The following is a 14,816-nucleotide window of genomic DNA, read 5'->3' as shown; positions in this document are numbered from 1 at the left end:
CAGCAGAAAAACTCTCACTGCTGCGCCTTCCACAGATCGGCCAGTTCTACCACCGAGCGGGCGCCGGTTTTTTCCAGAATATTTTTCTTATGGGTGCTGACCGTTTTATTGCTGATGTGCAACTGGGCAGCAATTTGCAGATTAGACAGCCCGCTGGCCAGTAGGGCCAGAATCTGACGCTCTTTCTGGGTCAGCGGGAGTTCAGGCTCATCATCCATCTCCGGGAAAGCCGTCTGTCCGCCGAGCACGGCAAGGATAGCGCTGAGCAACTGCGCCATACGCTGGCTTTTCACCACATAACCGGCGGCACCCAGCGCCTGAGCGCGACGCACATAGTGGCGGGTCTGCTGCGCGGAGTAGATGAGGACCGGGCAATCGGGTCGATGGATCTTCAGGCGACGCAGGAACTCCAGCCCATCACTATCCGGCAGGCCGATATCCAGCACGATAATGTCCAGTGACTGCTGAAGCAGGGGACGGGCGGCTTTTTCACTGCTGGCAGAGAGGAGCTGAACCGGAATAGGTGACTGGCTCAGGGCGGCTTCAAGTGCCACTTCAACCAGCGGATGATCGTCAATCAGAAGCAAAACAGCCATGAAGGATTCCCTGTAAATTTCACAGGATTAGCATAGCGGAAGAGTGGGGCAGAGGGGAGAAAAACCCGGAGAGCCGAAGCGCGCCGGGTTAAACAGCATTACTGGGTGGTGCCGTCGGTTTTGGTATCTACGTCACCGCCGCCCACTTTAGTCTGAACTTTTTTATTAATGTTCGGACATTTGCCATCTTTACACTGGGCGTTCTGGTCCATTTCGTTAGCAGACATATTACCATTGCTGGTGGTGCTGCCAGACGTTGCAGGATTAGTGTTGTTGCCGGTGTTATTAATTTTATCGTTATCAACTTTGTTTGGCGGCAGATTTTCATTTGCGCCGCCCGCTGCTGCACCTGCACTGGCCGCCTGATTAGCTGTACCATTGTTGCTGCTGCTGTCCGCAGCCAGTACCGCACCGCTGCTCAGTGTCATTGCTGCTGTCAAAAAAACTAAGGCAAACTTTTTCATCATTATACTCCCGTTAATAAATGAAGTTGCTTTAAGCCCAGAGGTGCAATTTCGGGTAATAAAATCCCTGACGAAATAAAATTCGCCGGTTGGCTTAAACAGGGTGATTAAATCTGGTAAGCGGGATGTTCCTCAGTGCTTACCAGTAAAAAGTCTAGTCGCTAACCTGATTAATGCAAATATGACCCGCACATTTAACCCGCAGCGGGAATTTACACCCCTGGCGCTTCGGGCTACATTGGGCAGGTTGTGTCCGGCGGGCGCCGGGCCAGAAATAAAATGGAATCAGTATGAATTACCAGAACGATGACTTACGCATCAAAGAGATTAAAGAGCTGTTACCTCCGGTTGCGCTGCTCGAAAAATTCCCGGCGACCGATCGTGCTGCACAGACCGTTTCACAGGCCCGTCAGGCGATTCATCAGATCCTGCAGGGCAAGGATGACCGCCTGCTGGTGGTGATTGGACCCTGCTCCATTCATGATACACACGCGGCGAAAGAGTATGCCGATCGCCTGCTGGCGCTGCGTGATGAGCTGAAAGGCGAGCTGGAAGTGGTGATGCGGGTCTATTTTGAAAAGCCGCGCACCACGGTGGGCTGGAAAGGGCTGATCAACGATCCGTATATGGACAACAGCTATCAGCTCAACGACGGTCTGCGTCTGGCGCGTAAGCTGCTGCTGGACATTAACGACAGCGGTTTACCGGCGGCGGGCGAGTTTCTGGATATGATTACCCCGCAATACGTGGCTGACCTGATGAGCTGGGGCGCGATTGGTGCGCGTACCACAGAATCTCAGGTTCACCGTGAGCTGGCATCGGGTCTTTCCTGTCCGGTGGGTTTCAAAAACGGCACCGATGGCACCATTAAGGTCGCGATCGATGCGATTAACGCGGCAGGTTCGCCACACTGTTTCCTGTCAGTGACGAAGTATGGTCACTCCGCGATTGTTGAAACCAGCGGCAACGGTGATTGCCATATCATTCTGCGCGGCGGAAAAGAGCCAAACTACAGCGCGCCGCATGTGGCTGAGGTCAAAGAGGGTCTGGCAAAAGCGGGTCTGCCACAGCAGGTGATGATCGATTTCAGCCATGCCAACAGCAGTAAACAGTTCCAGCGTCAGATGGTCGTGGCAGACGATGTTGCACAGCAGCTGATTAACGGTGAGCAGGCGATTGTCGGTGTGATGATTGAGAGTCATCTGGTGGAAGGTAACCAGAGCCTGGAGAGCGGCGAGCCGCTGGTCTATGGCAAAAGTGTTACCGACGCCTGCATTGGCTGGGAAGATACTGACAAGGTGCTGCGTCAGCTGGCGGCAGCGGTTAAACAGCGCCGCGCTTGATTTGCCTGGCCAGACGTTGTCATCAATAAAAAAAGGCCAGACTTTCGTCTGGCCTTTTTGCCTTTCAGCGAGGAATTACTTCGCTTTACCCTGATTCGCAACGGCTGCAGCTTTCGCGGCGATCTCGTCCTGGTCGCCCAGGTAGTAGCGTTTCAGCGGTTTGAAGTTTTCATCGAACTCATACACCAGCGGTACGCCGGTAGGGATGTTCAGTTCGAGGATTTCATCTTCGCTCAGGTTATCCAGATATTTTACCAGTGCACGCAGTGAGTTGCCGTGTGCAGCAATGATCACTTTCTCACCGCTTTTGATGCGCGGCAGAATGGTGTCGTTCCAGTAAGGGATAACGCGGTCGATGGTCAGCGCCAGGCTTTCGGTGGTTGGCAGCTGCTCTGGGGTCAGTTTCGCGTAACGCGGGTCATGGCCCGGGAAGCGCTCATCTGAACGATCCAGCTCTGGCGGGGTGACGGCAAAGCCGCGACGCCACTGCTTAACCTGCTCGTCGCCATATTTGGCGGCAGTTTCAGCTTTATCCAGACCCTGCAGCGCACCATAGTGACGCTCGTTCAGACGCCAGGTTTTCTCAACCGGCAGCCAGGCCTGATCCAGCTCATCCAGCACATTCCACAGCGTATGAATGGCACGCTTCAGTACGGAGGTGTAAGCAAAATCAAAAACAAAGCCCTCTTTCTTCAGCAGCTGACCTGCTGATTTGGCTTCGCCACGACCTTTCTCAGAAAGGTCAACATCATACCAACCGGTAAAGCGGTTTTCGTTGTTCCACTGGCTTTCGCCGTGTCGCACCAGAACCAGCTTAGTTACAGCCATAGCTTAACTCCTTAATACTGTGATGTTTCTGTGAGATTGGAAACCTGCTGCTGCCCGCCTGATACACGAGCTGATTGCGCCATACCATAACGGAAAAGCGGGCAGCGCGTAAGCCTGTGTGTGACGCACTGCGCGTTTTTCAGCCGGAGGCTCAGCGTGGCGTGAAGCGATAACGCGTCACCGATTCCCAGCGATCTCCCGGCTGCAGCCAGCAATCAGGCTGAGGCCACTCAGCGTGATTAGGCGAATCCGGTAAAAATTCACTCTCCAGCGCAATGCCCTGAAAGGCATTATAGCTCGCCTGCTCACGGGCACGGGTGCCCGCCAGATAGTTGCCGGAGTAGAACTGCAACGCTGGGGCCGAGGTAGTCACGCTGAGCTGTAATTTTCCATCTTCTGACCAGAGTTCTGCCGCAGGCTGACTCTCGTCGCCGGCGCTGTTCAGCAGAAACGCGTGGTCATAGCCCTTTACTGCACGCTGGTCGTCATCTGCCAGGAAATCCTGCGCCACGACTTTAGCGTTGCGGAAATCAAAGCTGGTATCGGCGACCGCTTTTAGCGGCGCATTCGGAATGCCTTCGCTGTCGACCGGTAAATACTGGTCGGCGTGCAGTTGTAAGCGATGCTGGCGGACATCGCCATGATGCGCATCAAGATTAAAGTAAGCATGGTTGGTCAGATTGACCGGGCAGGACTGATCGCAACGCGCTTCATAACTGATGCTCAGGCAGTTCTGATCATCCAGCTGATAGCGCACGTCAGCAATCAGATTGCCCGGATAGCCCTGATCGCCATCCGGTGAATCGATGCGGTAATGCACTTCGCTGTCAGACTGACTGACAATTTGCCAGCGGCGTTTATCAAAGCCTTCCGGTCCGCCATGCAGCTGATGTACGCCCTGGTTAGGCACCAGCTGACGGTTAAGTTTATTGAGTTTTGCGCCAGCGATGCGGTTAGCGTAGCGGCCCACGGTGGCGCCCAGATAGGCATCCTGGTGCAGATAGTCAGAGGGCGTGGCGCAGCCGAGCAGCGCTTCACGCACCGTGCCATCCTGCATCGGTACGCGGGCAGAGAGCCAGGTCGCCCCCCAGTCCATAAAAGTTGCCAGCATGCCGTTGGCATTGCGCAGCACGGTTATGCGCCACGGCTGACCGTCGGGCGCATGGGAGTTGACGTCATTCAGCATTGGCCGGCTCCTTCAGAGGCTTTACAGACGTAGAAGGTCTCTTTGATGCCGGTCGCGGCTTCATACTGTTCTGCCACGGCGGCTTTAACCTGATCGATGAGGTCCAGTGGCATCAGTGCCACGATGCAGCCACCAAAGCCGCCGCCGGTCATACGGACGCCGCCGCGCTCACCAATCTGCGCTTTCACGATCTCAACCAGCGTATCGATCGGCGGCACGGTGATTTCGAAATCGTCACGCATTGAGGCGTGAGAGTCGGCCATCAGCTGGCCCATACGGGTCAGGTCGCCCTGCGTCAGCGCATCGGCGGCTTCCAGGGTACGGGCGTTCTCGGTCAGAACGTGACGCACGCGTTTGGCGACCTGTGGATCGAGCTGCGACTGTGCCGCTTCAAGCTCGGCCAGTTCAACGTCACGCAGCGCTTTCTTATTGAAGAAACGCGCGCCCGCTTCACACTGCTCGCGGCGGGTGTTGTATTCGCTGCCGACCAGCGTACGACGGAAGTTGGAGTTGATGATCACCACCGCGATATCTTCCGGCATCGACACCGGACGGGTGCCCAGGGTGCGGCAGTCGAGCAGCATAGCGTGATCTTTCTGGCCCAGTGCGGAGATCAACTGGTCCATGATGCCGCAGTTACAGCCAACGAACTGGTTCTCCGCTTCCTGACCATTAACGGCGATGGCTGCGCCATCCAGCGGCAGGTTATAGAGCTGCTGTACCACGGTGCCGACCGCCACTTCCAGCGAGGCCGATGAGCTGAGGCCCGCCCCCTGTGGCACATTGCCGCTGATCACCATGTCGATGCCGCCGAAATCGGCGTGACGCTTCTGCAGATGTTTCACCACGCCACGCACATAGTTGGCCCACATCGGTTCCTGCACGCTGACAATCTCTTCATCCAGCGAGAACGTGTCCTGCGCATTCTCATAATCGGCAGCGACCACGCGAATCTGGCGATCGTCACGGCGGGCACAGGCGATGACCGTCTGATAATCGATAGCGCACGGCAGCACGAAGCCGTCGTTATAGTCAGTGTGCTCGCCAATCAGATTAACGCGGCCCGGTGCCTGAATGGTATGGGTGGCAGCGTAGCCAAATGCGTCAGAAAAAAGCTGCTGCGTGATGGTTTTTAAGCTCATTGTTGTGCCTCACGGAAGTGAACGTCGCTGACAGAACGCAGACGTTCCGCCGCCTGTTCCGCCGTTAAATCGCGTTGGGTTTCGGCCAGCATTTCATAGCCAACCATAAATTTACGCACCGTTGCTGAACGCAGCAGCGGAGGATAGAAGTGAGCGTGCAGCTGCCAGTGATCGTTGGCTTCGCCATTAAACGGCGCGCCGTGCCAGCCCATTGAGTAGGGGAAGGAGCACTGGAACAGATTGTCGTAGCGGCTGGTCAGCAGCTTAATGGCTTTTGCCAGGTCGGCGCTCTGGGCTTCGCTGAGGTCCGTCAGCTGTTTAACGTGCGCTTTCGGCAGCAGCAGCGTTTCAAACGGCCAGGCCGCCCACCATGGCACCACGGCCAGCCAGTGTTCGGTTTCCACCACGGTGCGGCTGCCATCCTCCTGCTCACGGGCCAGATAATCGACCAGCATCGGCGAGCCATGTTTAGCGAAATAGTCGCGCTGATGATCATCTTCACGCTGCGCTTCATTTGGCAGGAAGCTGTTGGCCCAGATCTGACCGTGCGGATGCGGGTTGGAGCAGCCCATCGCCGCGCCTTTGTTCTCAAACACCTGCACCCACGGGTAGTGCTGACCCAGATCGGCGGTCTGCGCCTGCCAGGTGCGCACCACTTCCTCCAGCGCGCTCAGTGACATCTCCGGCAGCGTTTTACTGTGATCGGGCGAGAAGCAGATGACCCGACTGGTGCCGCGTGCGCTTTCACAGCGCATCAGGATATCGTCGCTCTCGGGCGCGTCAGGCGTGTCGGTCATCAGTGCGGCAAAGTCGTTGGTAAAGACGTACGTGCCCGCATAGTCCGGGTTTTTATCGCCGGTAATGCGGGTATTTCCGGCACACAGGAAGCAGTCCGGATCGTGCGCCGGTAAAGTATTGACCGCCGGGGTTTCCTGCGCGCCTTGCCACGGACGTTTGGCCCGATGAGGTGAAACTAAAATCCATTGATCAATCAGTGGATTGTAACGGCGATGCGGGTGATCGACCGGGTTGAATTTGTCCATGTGAGATCCTGGTAAGCGTCAAAAGCCAAAGAGTCATCGGTAAAAAGTAGCACATCAGCGCGCCCGAAAGCGTGATCAAGTCTGGATAAATGGTATCGTTTACACAAGCTGAATATTCTTATTTCGAGGCATTGTGTGCGGTTATGCGGGGTTAAAGACGGTGCTGAATGGTAGCGCTTACACCAATATGCTTTAAAACGCCGCGGTAGCGGCGTTGAAAGACGTGATGTGAAAGCTTTAGCGCACCGTTTCCTGCTGAAAAACGTAGCCGCCATTAGCGGGAACAAAGCTCAGGCGATGCGTGATGCAGGCGGGCGCATCTTCAGCGTGATGCGAAACGAACAGCAGCTGAGTCCGCCCTTCGCCAATCAGCACATCCACAAAGCGTCGCACCAGCTGGCGGTTAATCGGGTCCAGTCCCTGAAGTGGCTCATCCAGAATCAGCAGCGTCGGATGCTTAACCAGTGCGCGGGCAATCAGCACCAGTCGCTGCTGTCCCCAGGAGAGTGAGTGGAACGGCGCATCGCCCAGCCGGTTATCCATTCCCAGCAGCGTCAGCCATTGCTGTGTCAGCGCTTTTTGCCGGTCAGATGCCGCCTGATAGAGACCGATAGAGTCGAAGAAGCCCGAGAGGATCACCGTTCGCACATTGGTGCTGACGCGGTAATCAAGATGCAGGCTGCTGCTGACATAGCCAATATGCTGTTTGATCTCCCAGATGGTTTCGCCGCTGCCGCGACGGCGCCCAAACAGGGTTAAATCATTGCTGTAGCCCTGCGGGTGATCGCCGGTCACCAGGCTGAGCAGGGTCGATTTTCCGGCACCGTTTGGTCCGATGATCTGCCAGTGTTCGCTGGCGTTGACCTGCCAGTTCAGCCCCTGAATCACCGGCTGATCGTTGTAGGAGACGGTGCCGTTGCGCAGAATAACGCGCGGGGCATCATCTGTCAGTGAGGGTAACTGATCCGGCGCATCCGCCTCGGGTAACGCCATTCCCATCAGCTGTTCACTGTGCGCCAGTTGTGCCACCAGTGCTTCCGTTAAAATGGCCTGGCGCGGCCCGCTGTGGGTGAGGGTACATTCTGCCAGTACGCCAACCTGCTGAATGAAATCGGGAATGTCGTCAAAGCGATTGAGCACCAGCACCAGGGTAAACGCGGGATGCTGCAGGCTGCGCAGCGTGTCGGTCAGGCTGGCGCGTGACGCCACATCCAGTCCGTCAAATGGCTCATCCAGAATCAGCAGATCGGGCTCGCTCATCAGCGCCTGGCAGAGCAGGGTTTTACGGGTTTCGCCAGTGGAAAGATATTTGAAGCGACGGGACAGCAGCGGTTCAATGCCAAACTGCCGGGCAAGCTGTTTGCAGCGATCGGGCTGCTGCACCTCCGCCTGAATCACCTCTGCCACGGTCAGTCCGGTATCTTCTTCGCCTTCGCTGAGCATATCGGTGTTGTTGCGCTGCCACTCCTGCGCCACCAGGGTCTGTAACTGCTCCAGCGACAGCCGGACCGGCTTTCTGAAATCGCTGCTGACGGAACCGGCCAGCGGTGGCAGTTCACCGGAAAGCGCGCGCGCCAGAGAGGATTTACCGCTGCCGTTGGCACCGACAAAAGCCCAGCTTTCGCCGCGCTGCAGTTCCACCTGATTCAGGTTCAGTGTCCGTGTATCGCTAAGATGAAACGTGCCTTGCAAAATCTGCAATGAAGCCATGATCTGTTCCATTTTCTGCATCGTGTCACTGAGTTGTAACCATTGCCCGTAATGAAGTCAAATCAACGGCTAGAGCAGGGTAGCGACAATGGCATTTTCCGCGTTAAAGCTGGCAATCACAGCGTCGCCTGGCTGAAGCTTCAACTGCTGCAGCTGATCGTGACTCAGGGTGGCGCACAGGGTTTCGCCGCTGGCAAGCTGCATCAGCACTTCGCTCATCTGCTCACCGGGCTCGATGGCACTGACGGTGGCTGGAAGCTGATTATCTTCTTCCGCGGCGTCACGGCTGATACGGATCCACGGGGCTTTAATCAGTACCAGCACCTCTTTACCTGCCGCCAGTTGCAGACGATCGGCGCTGCGCTGGGTCAGCGCCACATTGAGCTGTGTGACGCCATCAGCAAGCTGAATCATAAGATGCTGGACCACCTGCTGCGCATCGTTGCTGATCACGGTGCCAAACAGTTGATTGCGGGCGCTGGTCTGCAGAGAGAAGCGGGCGATGGCCGCCAGCAGACTGTCGAGCGGCAGCGTATCCTGCTGCAGGGCATCGAACGCTTTCTGCTGAATCTGTTCCATCAGCTGAAACAGCTGTATCAGGCGTTCACCGTAGCGGGTCAGCGTGGCACCGCCGCCGCCTTTACCGCCCGTTGCCCGCGCCACCAGCGTTTCATCCGCCATCTGGTTCATCTCATTGATCGCATCCCAGGCACTTTTGTAGCTGATGCCCGCCAGCTTCGCCCCCTGACTGATCGATCCGGTCTGTTGCATGCGTTTCAGCAGCTCAATACGCCGGGGATCGGCAAACAGTTTCTGTTGTAAACGGATATGAAGGGACAGTTCGGCTTCCATGACAGCTCCGGCAAAGGGTTAAGGCGAAGGCCGATGATAGCGGCGTTTTGTGACCAAAGTAAAAGCACGAAAAGGGCTGCGCAAAATTTTCCTGACCCGTTACAATCACTTTTTTGTTAGCAGAGTGAGACTCTCCATGCTGGAATTACTGAAAAGCCTCGCCTTCGCCGTCCTGATGGTGCCTGTGGTGATGGCGCTGATGCTGGGTATGATTTATGGCCTGGGTGAAGTGTTTAACGTCATTTCTAAAATTGGTCATCGCGAAAAATCCTCAGCCCGTTCGCACAATTAATTGCTGCCACGCCCGCCATCGTCGCGGGCGTGGTCGTTATTATTCCTCTCTGATTTAACCTTTTGTTCCTCCTGCCGATAATTTACTGAACCTCCCGGCCATTGCGTTATATTATCCACTACACAACGTATAGCCGGAGAACATCATGTCATTGAATTACACTCGCTGGGGCGCAGCGGCGCTGATCACTGTTTCGCTGGCCGGGCAGGTTGTGGCCGCCGATAACATTACGGTGTTTGCCGCAGCGTCACTGACCAACGCGATGCAGGATATTGCCAGTCAATACAAGCAGGAAAAAGGGGTGACGGTGGTCTCTTCATTCGCCTCATCGTCAACGCTGGCCCGCCAGCTGGAGCAGGGTGCGCCTGCCGACCTGTTTATCTCTGCCGATCAGCAGTGGATGGATGATGCGGTGGTGAAAAAAAGCGTGATCACCCGCACTCGCTACACGCTGCTGGGCAACGATCTGGTGCTGATTGCACCACGCAGTGCGCCAGCTAAAGCGGTGACGCTGGACGCAAAGACCGACTGGAAAACACTGCTGCACGGTGAACGTCTGGCGGTTGGCGATCCGGACCATGTTCCGGCCGGCATCTACGCCAAAGAGGCGCTGCAAAAGCTGGGCGCCTGGGAAAGCGTTGCGCCTGTGTTAGCGCCAGCCAATAATGTGCGTGCGGCACTGGCGCTGGTGGAGCGAAACGAAACACCTTATGGCATTGTCTATGGCTCGGACGCTGTTGCCAGCGACAACGTGCAGGTGGTCGGGCGTTTTCCGGCAAACAGCCATAAACCGGTGGAATATCCGATGGCGATCGTGAACGAGCACGACAATGCGACTGTTAAAGCGTTTTATGATTATCTGAAAGGACCGCAGGCCGCGGCTATCTTCAAACACTACGGATTCACACCGACGAAATGATACTCAGCGATCCCGAATGGCAGGCGGTACTGCTTAGCCTTAAAGTCTCTGGCATAGCCGTGCTGGGCAGTCTGCCGTTTGGCATCCTGATGGCCTGGATTCTGGTGCGCTGCCGTTTTCCCGGCAAAGCGCTGCTCGACAGCCTGATCCACCTGCCGCTGGTGCTGCCGCCGGTGGTGGTGGGTTATCTGCTGCTGATTAGCCTGGGCCGGCGCGGCATCATTGGCGAAAAACTTTTCGACTGGTTCGGTTTCAGCTTTGCTTTCAGCTGGCGCGGCGCCGCACTGGCGTCTGCCGTCATCGCCTTTCCGTTGATGGTGCGTGCTATCCGGCTGGCGCTGGAGGCGGTGGATATCCGGCTGGAGCAGGCGGCTCGCACGCTGGGGGCCGGGCGCTGGCGGGTCTTTTTCACTATCACGCTGCCGCTGACGCTGCCTGGCGTGATTGTCGGCACGGTGCTGGCGTTTGCCCGTTCGCTGGGTGAATTCGGGGCCACCATCACCTTTGTTTCCAATATTCCCGGCGAGACGCGCACGCTTCCGCTGGCGATGTTTACTCTGATAGAGACTCCCGGTGCAGAGGGCGCGGCGGCGCGCCTGTGCGTTATCGCTATCGTGCTGGCGCTGGCGTCACTGCTGGCGTCAGAATGGCTGGCTCGCGCAGGCCGTAAGCGGATGGGAAGCTGATGCTATCACTTAACTTTATGCAGCAGCAGGGCGATCACCAGCTGGAGGTTGACCTGCAGATCCCGGCCAAAGGGATCACCGCTATTTTTGGTGTTTCCGGTGCCGGTAAGACGTCCCTGATTAACGCGATTAGCGGGCTGACCCAGCCGCAGCGCGGGCGGATCCAGCTTAACGAGCGTCTGTTGTTTGATGCGGAGCAGAAGATTGCGCTGCCGCCCGAAAAACGGCGCATTGGTTACGTGTTTCAGGATGCGCGGCTGTTCCCGCACTATCGGGTTCGTGGCAACCTGCAATACGGTATGGCGCCGGCAATGAAAGCGCAGTTCGACAGCCTGGTGTCGCTGCTGGGTCTGGAGGCGTTGCTGCCGCGCTTTCCGCTGTCGCTGTCTGGCGGGGAAAAGCAGCGGGTCGCGATAGGCCGTGCGCTGTTGACCGCACCGGACATGCTGCTGCTGGATGAGCCGCTGGCGTCGCTGGATCTGCCGCGCAAACGTGAACTGATGCCGTATCTGCAAAAACTGGCGAAACAGGTCGATATTCCGATGCTTTACGTTTCTCACAGTCTGGATGAGATCCTGCATCTGGCGGATAACGTGCTGGTGCTGGATGCGGGCAAGGTCAAGGCCTTTGGTCCGCTTGAGCGGGTCTGGAGCAGCAGCGCGATGCGGCCGTGGCTGCCAGTAAGCGAACTGACCAGCGTACTGCGGGTGCTGGTGCTTGAGCAGCATCCCGACTATCCAATGACCGCGCTGTCGCTGGGCGACCAGCATATCTGGGTCAGCCGGGTGAATCAGCCGGTGAAAACGCCACTGCGTATTCGCATCGCCTCTTCTGATGTCTCGCTGGCGCTGCAACCGCCGCAACACAGCTCCATCCGCAACATTTTACCGGCGCAGGTGGTAGAACTGCTGGAGGTCGGCGATCAGGTGGAAGTGAAGCTGCGTATTGGTATCAGCGAGCTCTGGGCGCGCATTACGCCGTGGGCGCGTGATGAACTGGGCATCCGGCCGGATCAGTGGCTCTATGCCCAGATCAAAAGCGTCTCCGTGACGCCCTGATTACAACACGTACTGACGGAGGGTATCGGCAATACCGGTTTCAAGGTTGGTGCCGATCACCCGCTTCGCCCGCGCTTTAATCGCGTCGTCGGCATTGCCCATCGCCACACCCAGCCCGGCCGTTTCCAGCATGCTGAGATCGTTGTAGTTATCTCCGAATGCGATCACATCAGACATGTCCAGCCCCAGTGATTCAACCCACTGCGCCAGCCGTTTGCCTTTGCTATTGCCGCCTTTCGCAATATCCACCTGATCGTGCCATGACCATTCGCAGGCCAGACCCAGCTCCGCTTCGGCGCGGGTGGCGAACTGCTGCAGTTCCTCATGATTGTCGTGCGACAGGGCAAACTTCCAGATCGAACCGGCGTCACGCGCCGCCTGCGCTAAGTCGGGCACCTGAATGAACAGCGGACGCTGATGAGCAGGCAGTGATTCGGCCCACTTCAGTGTGCGCATCACGTGACCGGTCGGCGTCTGATAAAGCATTGCATCATCCACGTAGAGCAACCCGTGAATACGCTGCTGGTCCAGCATCTCAATGACCTGTAACGCCAGTTGCGGGTCCATGGGATCGGACGCCAGCACCTTTTTTGCCTGGTAATCATACAGGTAGGTACCATTACAGCAGATTGCGGGGGTATCCAGCTGTAACGCCTGATAAAAAGGATGAATAGCGCAGTGATGGCGTCCGGTGACGATAGCGACATGAACGCCCGCCTGTCGGGCCTGGTTTAACACATCGATTGACTGCGGCAGAATCGTCTTGGCTGGGGTCAGCAGCGTGCCGTCGAGGTCGAGGGCAATTACACGGTAGCTCATTAATCCTCACGTTTTTCCAGGTTTGCAGGGGCTGAAGTCTACACCTGACCACGGCCCGGAGACAAAAAACAGGGCACAAATGATTCCAGCGTAGGGCAATAAAACGCGCTACAGTGATTCAAAGATCATGACAAGGCAGCAAAAAAGGAGAATGCATGAAACAGGTTGTTTACACCGCCAGTCCCGAGAGCCAGCAGATTCACGTCTGGCAGATGAATGATGAGGGTGCGCTGACGTTGCTTCAGGTGACCGATGTCGCCGGCCAGGTTCAGCCGATGGTGGTGAGTCCGAAACGCGATTTTCTCTATGTCGGCGTGCGTCCCAATTTTCGCGTGCTGGCGTTTAAGATTGCCGCTGATGGCACGCTGACCGAAGCGGGTCAGGCACCGTTGCCCGGCAGTCCGACCCACATTTCCACCGATCGTGAGGGCCGGTTCCTGTTCTGCGGCTCCTACAATGATGCCTGCGTCAGCGTCAGCCCGATTGGCGATGACGGCATTCCGCAGGCTCCGCTGCAGGTGATAAACGGTCTGGATGGCTGCCACTCGGCCAATATCGACACTGACAATAAGACCCTGTATGTACCGGCACTGAAGCAGGATCGTATCTGTCTGTTCTCGCTGGGCGCTGACGGTCAGCTGACGCCGCGTAAGCAGGCGCAGGTCACGACAGTAGAAGGTGCAGGCCCGCGTCACATGCAGTTCCATCCGGGCGGTCAGTTCGCTTATTGCGTAAATGAGCTCGACAGCACGGTTGAGGTCTGGGCATTAAATACGGGTGAAGGTGAAGCAGAAAGCGTGCAGACGCTGGATATGATGCCACCGGATTTCAACGGTACGCGCTGGGCTGCGGATATTCACCTGACGCCGGATGGCCGTTTCCTCTACGCCTGCGATCGCACCAGCAGCACTCTGGCGGTGTTCAGCGTCAGCGAGCTGGGTGACGAGCTGACCCTGGAAGGGTTCCAGCCGACAGAAACACAGCCGCGCGGATTCAATATCGATCACAGCGGACGCTATCTGGTGGCAGCGGGACAGAAATCGCATCACATCGAAGTCTATGCGATTAGCGAACCAAAAGGGCTGTTACAGCCGCTGGGACGTTATGCAGTAGGGCAGGGCCCGATGTGGGTCGTGATTCATCAGTTGCAGGCGTAACGCACCACGAAAAATGCCTCTCCCGGGCGGGAGAGGCGTGGCTGCCAGCTGTGAGATCCTGCAGACACAGGGAACAGGGTCAGATCGGAAAGACGCAAAAGCCGCCATCCATGGCATGCTCGACCCGCGCCATCCCTGGCACGGGACGCTTTCCTCCTCTGACCCTGTTCCCTGCAATTTAAGCTAACGCGTTGCTGCCAGATCATTCAGCTTTAGGCTTGTCAGTGGTCAGTCTTACTGAATTACTGATAATTCACGGTCAGCGAGGCGCTCGCCAGTGCGTGGAAATGCACATTAAAGCCGACCATTGCGCCGCTGGCGCCTTCATCCACCTCAATCGTCTCCACATCCAGCGCATGCACGGTGAAAATGTAGCGATGGGTTTCGCCCTGCGGCGGCGCCGCGCCACCGTAGCCCGCCTGACCGAAATCGGTACGGGTCTGAATTGCGCCTGCTGGCAGTGACGCTTTGCCGGAACCGGCACCCTGTGGCAGTGATGTGGTGCTGGCCGGAATATTCGCCACCACCCAATGCCACCAGCCCGAACCGGTCGGCGCATCAGGATCGTAGCAGGTCACCACGAAACTTTTGGTGCCTTCCGGCACCGCTTCCCAGGCAAGATGGGGAGAGATATTCTCGCCCTGATAACCCATGCCGTTGAAAACATGCTTTTCAGGCATCTTCTCGCCGTCATTAAAATCCTGACTAAAAACGCGCATCA

The 14,816-nt window shown here is 57.0% G+C and carries 16 protein-coding genes; 6 read left to right on the top strand and 10 right to left on the bottom strand.

The genetic code is table 11. The features are described from left to right. Positions 1–14: 14 nt before the first annotated feature. Together IAI47_RS13615 and IAI47_RS13610 are read right to left on the bottom strand one after the other, a co-directional pair. On the bottom strand, positions 15–596 hold the full coding sequence (locus IAI47_RS13615) for a response regulator transcription factor (RefSeq protein ID WP_008925036.1): 582 nt from the start codon (positions 594–596) through the stop codon (positions 15–17). A gap of 98 nt (positions 597–694) precedes the next feature. After that, complete coding sequence (locus IAI47_RS13610) at positions 695–1,063, bottom strand: YbgS-like family protein (RefSeq protein ID WP_003851898.1); 369 nt, start codon at positions 1,061–1,063, stop codon at positions 695–697. A 287-nt stretch (positions 1,064–1,350) separates the two neighbouring features. Here IAI47_RS13610 and aroG point away from each other — a divergent pair, with 287 nt between their 5' ends. Then, positions 1,351–2,403 (top strand): 3-deoxy-7-phosphoheptulonate synthase AroG, encoded by a 1,053-nt coding sequence (gene aroG, locus IAI47_RS13605; protein WP_008925038.1) that lies wholly within the window; start codon positions 1,351–1,353, stop codon positions 2,401–2,403. Between the two features lie 75 nt (positions 2,404–2,478). Here aroG and gpmA read toward each other — a convergent pair whose 3' ends face one another. From gpmA to modE, 6 genes are all read right to left on the bottom strand, one after another. After that, complete coding sequence (gene gpmA / locus IAI47_RS13600) at positions 2,479–3,231, bottom strand: 2,3-diphosphoglycerate-dependent phosphoglycerate mutase (RefSeq protein ID WP_003851893.1); 753 nt, start codon at positions 3,229–3,231, stop codon at positions 2,479–2,481. A gap of 151 nt (positions 3,232–3,382) precedes the next feature. Next, complete coding sequence (gene galM, locus IAI47_RS13595) at positions 3,383–4,417, bottom strand: galactose-1-epimerase (RefSeq protein ID WP_003851891.1); 1,035 nt, start codon at positions 4,415–4,417, stop codon at positions 3,383–3,385. Further along, positions 4,411–5,559, bottom strand: coding sequence for a galactokinase (gene galK / locus IAI47_RS13590; RefSeq protein WP_008925039.1), 1,149 nt, complete (start codon positions 5,557–5,559; stop codon positions 4,411–4,413). Before galK ends, galM begins: the two co-directional genes overlap by 7 nt. After that, positions 5,556–6,602: a galactose-1-phosphate uridylyltransferase gene (gene galT / locus IAI47_RS13585; protein WP_008925040.1), complete on the bottom strand. Its 1,047-nt coding sequence runs from the start codon at positions 6,600–6,602 to the stop codon at positions 5,556–5,558. The genes galK and galT overlap by 4 nt, the downstream gene beginning before the upstream one ends. Before the next feature lie 237 nt (positions 6,603–6,839). Then, positions 6,840–8,312, bottom strand: a complete 1,473-nt coding sequence (gene modF / locus IAI47_RS13580; RefSeq protein WP_008925041.1) for a molybdate ABC transporter ATP-binding protein ModF — start codon at positions 8,310–8,312, stop codon at positions 6,840–6,842. 69 nt (positions 8,313–8,381) lie between these two features. After that, positions 8,382–9,164, bottom strand: coding sequence for a molybdenum-dependent transcriptional regulator (modE, locus tag IAI47_RS13575; RefSeq protein ID WP_187961143.1), 783 nt, complete (start codon positions 9,162–9,164; stop codon positions 8,382–8,384). A 136-nt stretch (positions 9,165–9,300) separates the two neighbouring features. Between modE and IAI47_RS13570 the strand changes: the two genes are divergently transcribed. The 4 genes from IAI47_RS13570 (at position 9,301) to modC (ending at position 12,119) form a co-directional block, all read left to right on the top strand. Continuing rightward, positions 9,301–9,456 carry an AcrZ family multidrug efflux pump-associated protein gene (locus IAI47_RS13570; RefSeq protein ID WP_008925042.1) on the top strand — a complete coding sequence of 52 codons (156 nt, stop codon included), beginning with the start codon at positions 9,301–9,303 and terminating at the stop codon, positions 9,454–9,456. A 145-nt stretch (positions 9,457–9,601) separates the two neighbouring features. After that, entirely contained in the window at positions 9,602–10,375 is a 774-nt protein-coding gene (gene modA / locus IAI47_RS13565; RefSeq protein WP_008925043.1) for a molybdate ABC transporter substrate-binding protein, read from the top strand. Further along, a complete protein-coding gene (gene modB / locus IAI47_RS13560) occupies positions 10,372–11,061 on the top strand; it encodes a molybdate ABC transporter permease subunit (RefSeq protein WP_008925044.1) in 690 nt (229 codons plus the stop codon). The genes modA and modB overlap by 4 nt, the downstream gene beginning before the upstream one ends. After that, positions 11,061–12,119, top strand: coding sequence for a molybdenum ABC transporter ATP-binding protein ModC (gene modC, locus IAI47_RS13555; RefSeq protein ID WP_003851877.1), 1,059 nt, complete (start codon positions 11,061–11,063; stop codon positions 12,117–12,119). Before modB ends, modC begins: the two co-directional genes overlap by 1 nt. Here the strand turns inward: modC and IAI47_RS13550 are convergent, their stop codons facing one another. Further along, positions 12,120–12,938, bottom strand: a complete 819-nt coding sequence (locus tag IAI47_RS13550; protein ID WP_003851875.1) for a pyridoxal phosphatase — start codon at positions 12,936–12,938, stop codon at positions 12,120–12,122. Positions 12,939–13,093: 155 nt separating this feature from the next. Between IAI47_RS13550 and pgl the strand changes: the two genes are divergently transcribed. Then, on the top strand, positions 13,094–14,095 hold the full coding sequence (gene pgl / locus IAI47_RS13545; protein WP_003851874.1) for a 6-phosphogluconolactonase: 1,002 nt from the start codon (positions 13,094–13,096) through the stop codon (positions 14,093–14,095). Positions 14,096–14,337: 242 nt separating this feature from the next. Here the strand turns inward: pgl and IAI47_RS13540 are convergent, their stop codons facing one another. Beyond that, positions 14,338–14,814, bottom strand: coding sequence for a kinase inhibitor (locus IAI47_RS13540; protein WP_008925045.1), 477 nt, complete (start codon positions 14,812–14,814; stop codon positions 14,338–14,340). Positions 14,815–14,816: the final 2 nt, after the last annotated feature.

It is taken from the genome of Pantoea sp. MT58 (assembly GCF_014495885.1).
GTDB classification, from domain to species: domain Bacteria; phylum Pseudomonadota; class Gammaproteobacteria; order Enterobacterales; family Enterobacteriaceae; genus Pantoea; species Pantoea eucalypti.
The sequence above is the reverse complement of the archived record's forward strand: the minus strand, read 5'-3'. Positions and strand labels throughout refer to the sequence as shown.

Excerpts from the sequence above, each read along its gene's own strand:
- IAI47_RS13615 (WP_008925036.1), bottom strand. The coding sequence starts at position 596 with ATGGCTGTTTTGCTTCTGATTGACGATCATCCGCTGGTTGAAGTGGCA.
- IAI47_RS13610 (WP_003851898.1), bottom strand. The coding sequence starts at position 1,063 with ATGATGAAAAAGTTTGCCTTAGTTTTTTTGACAGCAGCAATGACACTG.
- aroG (WP_008925038.1), top strand. The coding sequence starts at position 1,351 with ATGAATTACCAGAACGATGACTTACGCATCAAAGAGATTAAAGAGCTG.
- gpmA (WP_003851893.1), bottom strand. The coding sequence starts at position 3,231 with ATGGCTGTAACTAAGCTGGTTCTGGTGCGACACGGCGAAAGCCAGTGG.
- galM (WP_003851891.1), bottom strand. The coding sequence starts at position 4,417 with ATGCTGAATGACGTCAACTCCCATGCGCCCGACGGTCAGCCGTGGCGC.
- galK (WP_008925039.1), bottom strand. The coding sequence starts at position 5,559 with ATGAGCTTAAAAACCATCACGCAGCAGCTTTTTTCTGACGCATTTGGC.
- galT (WP_008925040.1), bottom strand. The coding sequence starts at position 6,602 with ATGGACAAATTCAACCCGGTCGATCACCCGCATCGCCGTTACAATCCA.
- modF (WP_008925041.1), bottom strand. The coding sequence starts at position 8,312 with ATGGCTTCATTGCAGATTTTGCAAGGCACGTTTCATCTTAGCGATACA.
- modE (WP_187961143.1), bottom strand. The coding sequence starts at position 9,164 with ATGGAAGCCGAACTGTCCCTTCATATCCGTTTACAACAGAAACTGTTT.
- IAI47_RS13570 (WP_008925042.1), top strand. The coding sequence starts at position 9,301 with ATGCTGGAATTACTGAAAAGCCTCGCCTTCGCCGTCCTGATGGTGCCT.
- modA (WP_008925043.1), top strand. The coding sequence starts at position 9,602 with ATGTCATTGAATTACACTCGCTGGGGCGCAGCGGCGCTGATCACTGTT.
- modB (WP_008925044.1), top strand. The coding sequence starts at position 10,372 with ATGATACTCAGCGATCCCGAATGGCAGGCGGTACTGCTTAGCCTTAAA.
- modC (WP_003851877.1), top strand. The coding sequence starts at position 11,061 with ATGCTATCACTTAACTTTATGCAGCAGCAGGGCGATCACCAGCTGGAG.
- IAI47_RS13550 (WP_003851875.1), bottom strand. The coding sequence starts at position 12,938 with ATGAGCTACCGTGTAATTGCCCTCGACCTCGACGGCACGCTGCTGACC.
- pgl (WP_003851874.1), top strand. The coding sequence starts at position 13,094 with ATGAAACAGGTTGTTTACACCGCCAGTCCCGAGAGCCAGCAGATTCAC.
- IAI47_RS13540 (WP_008925045.1), bottom strand. The coding sequence starts at position 14,814 with ATGCGCGTTTTTAGTCAGGATTTTAATGACGGCGAGAAGATGCCTGAA.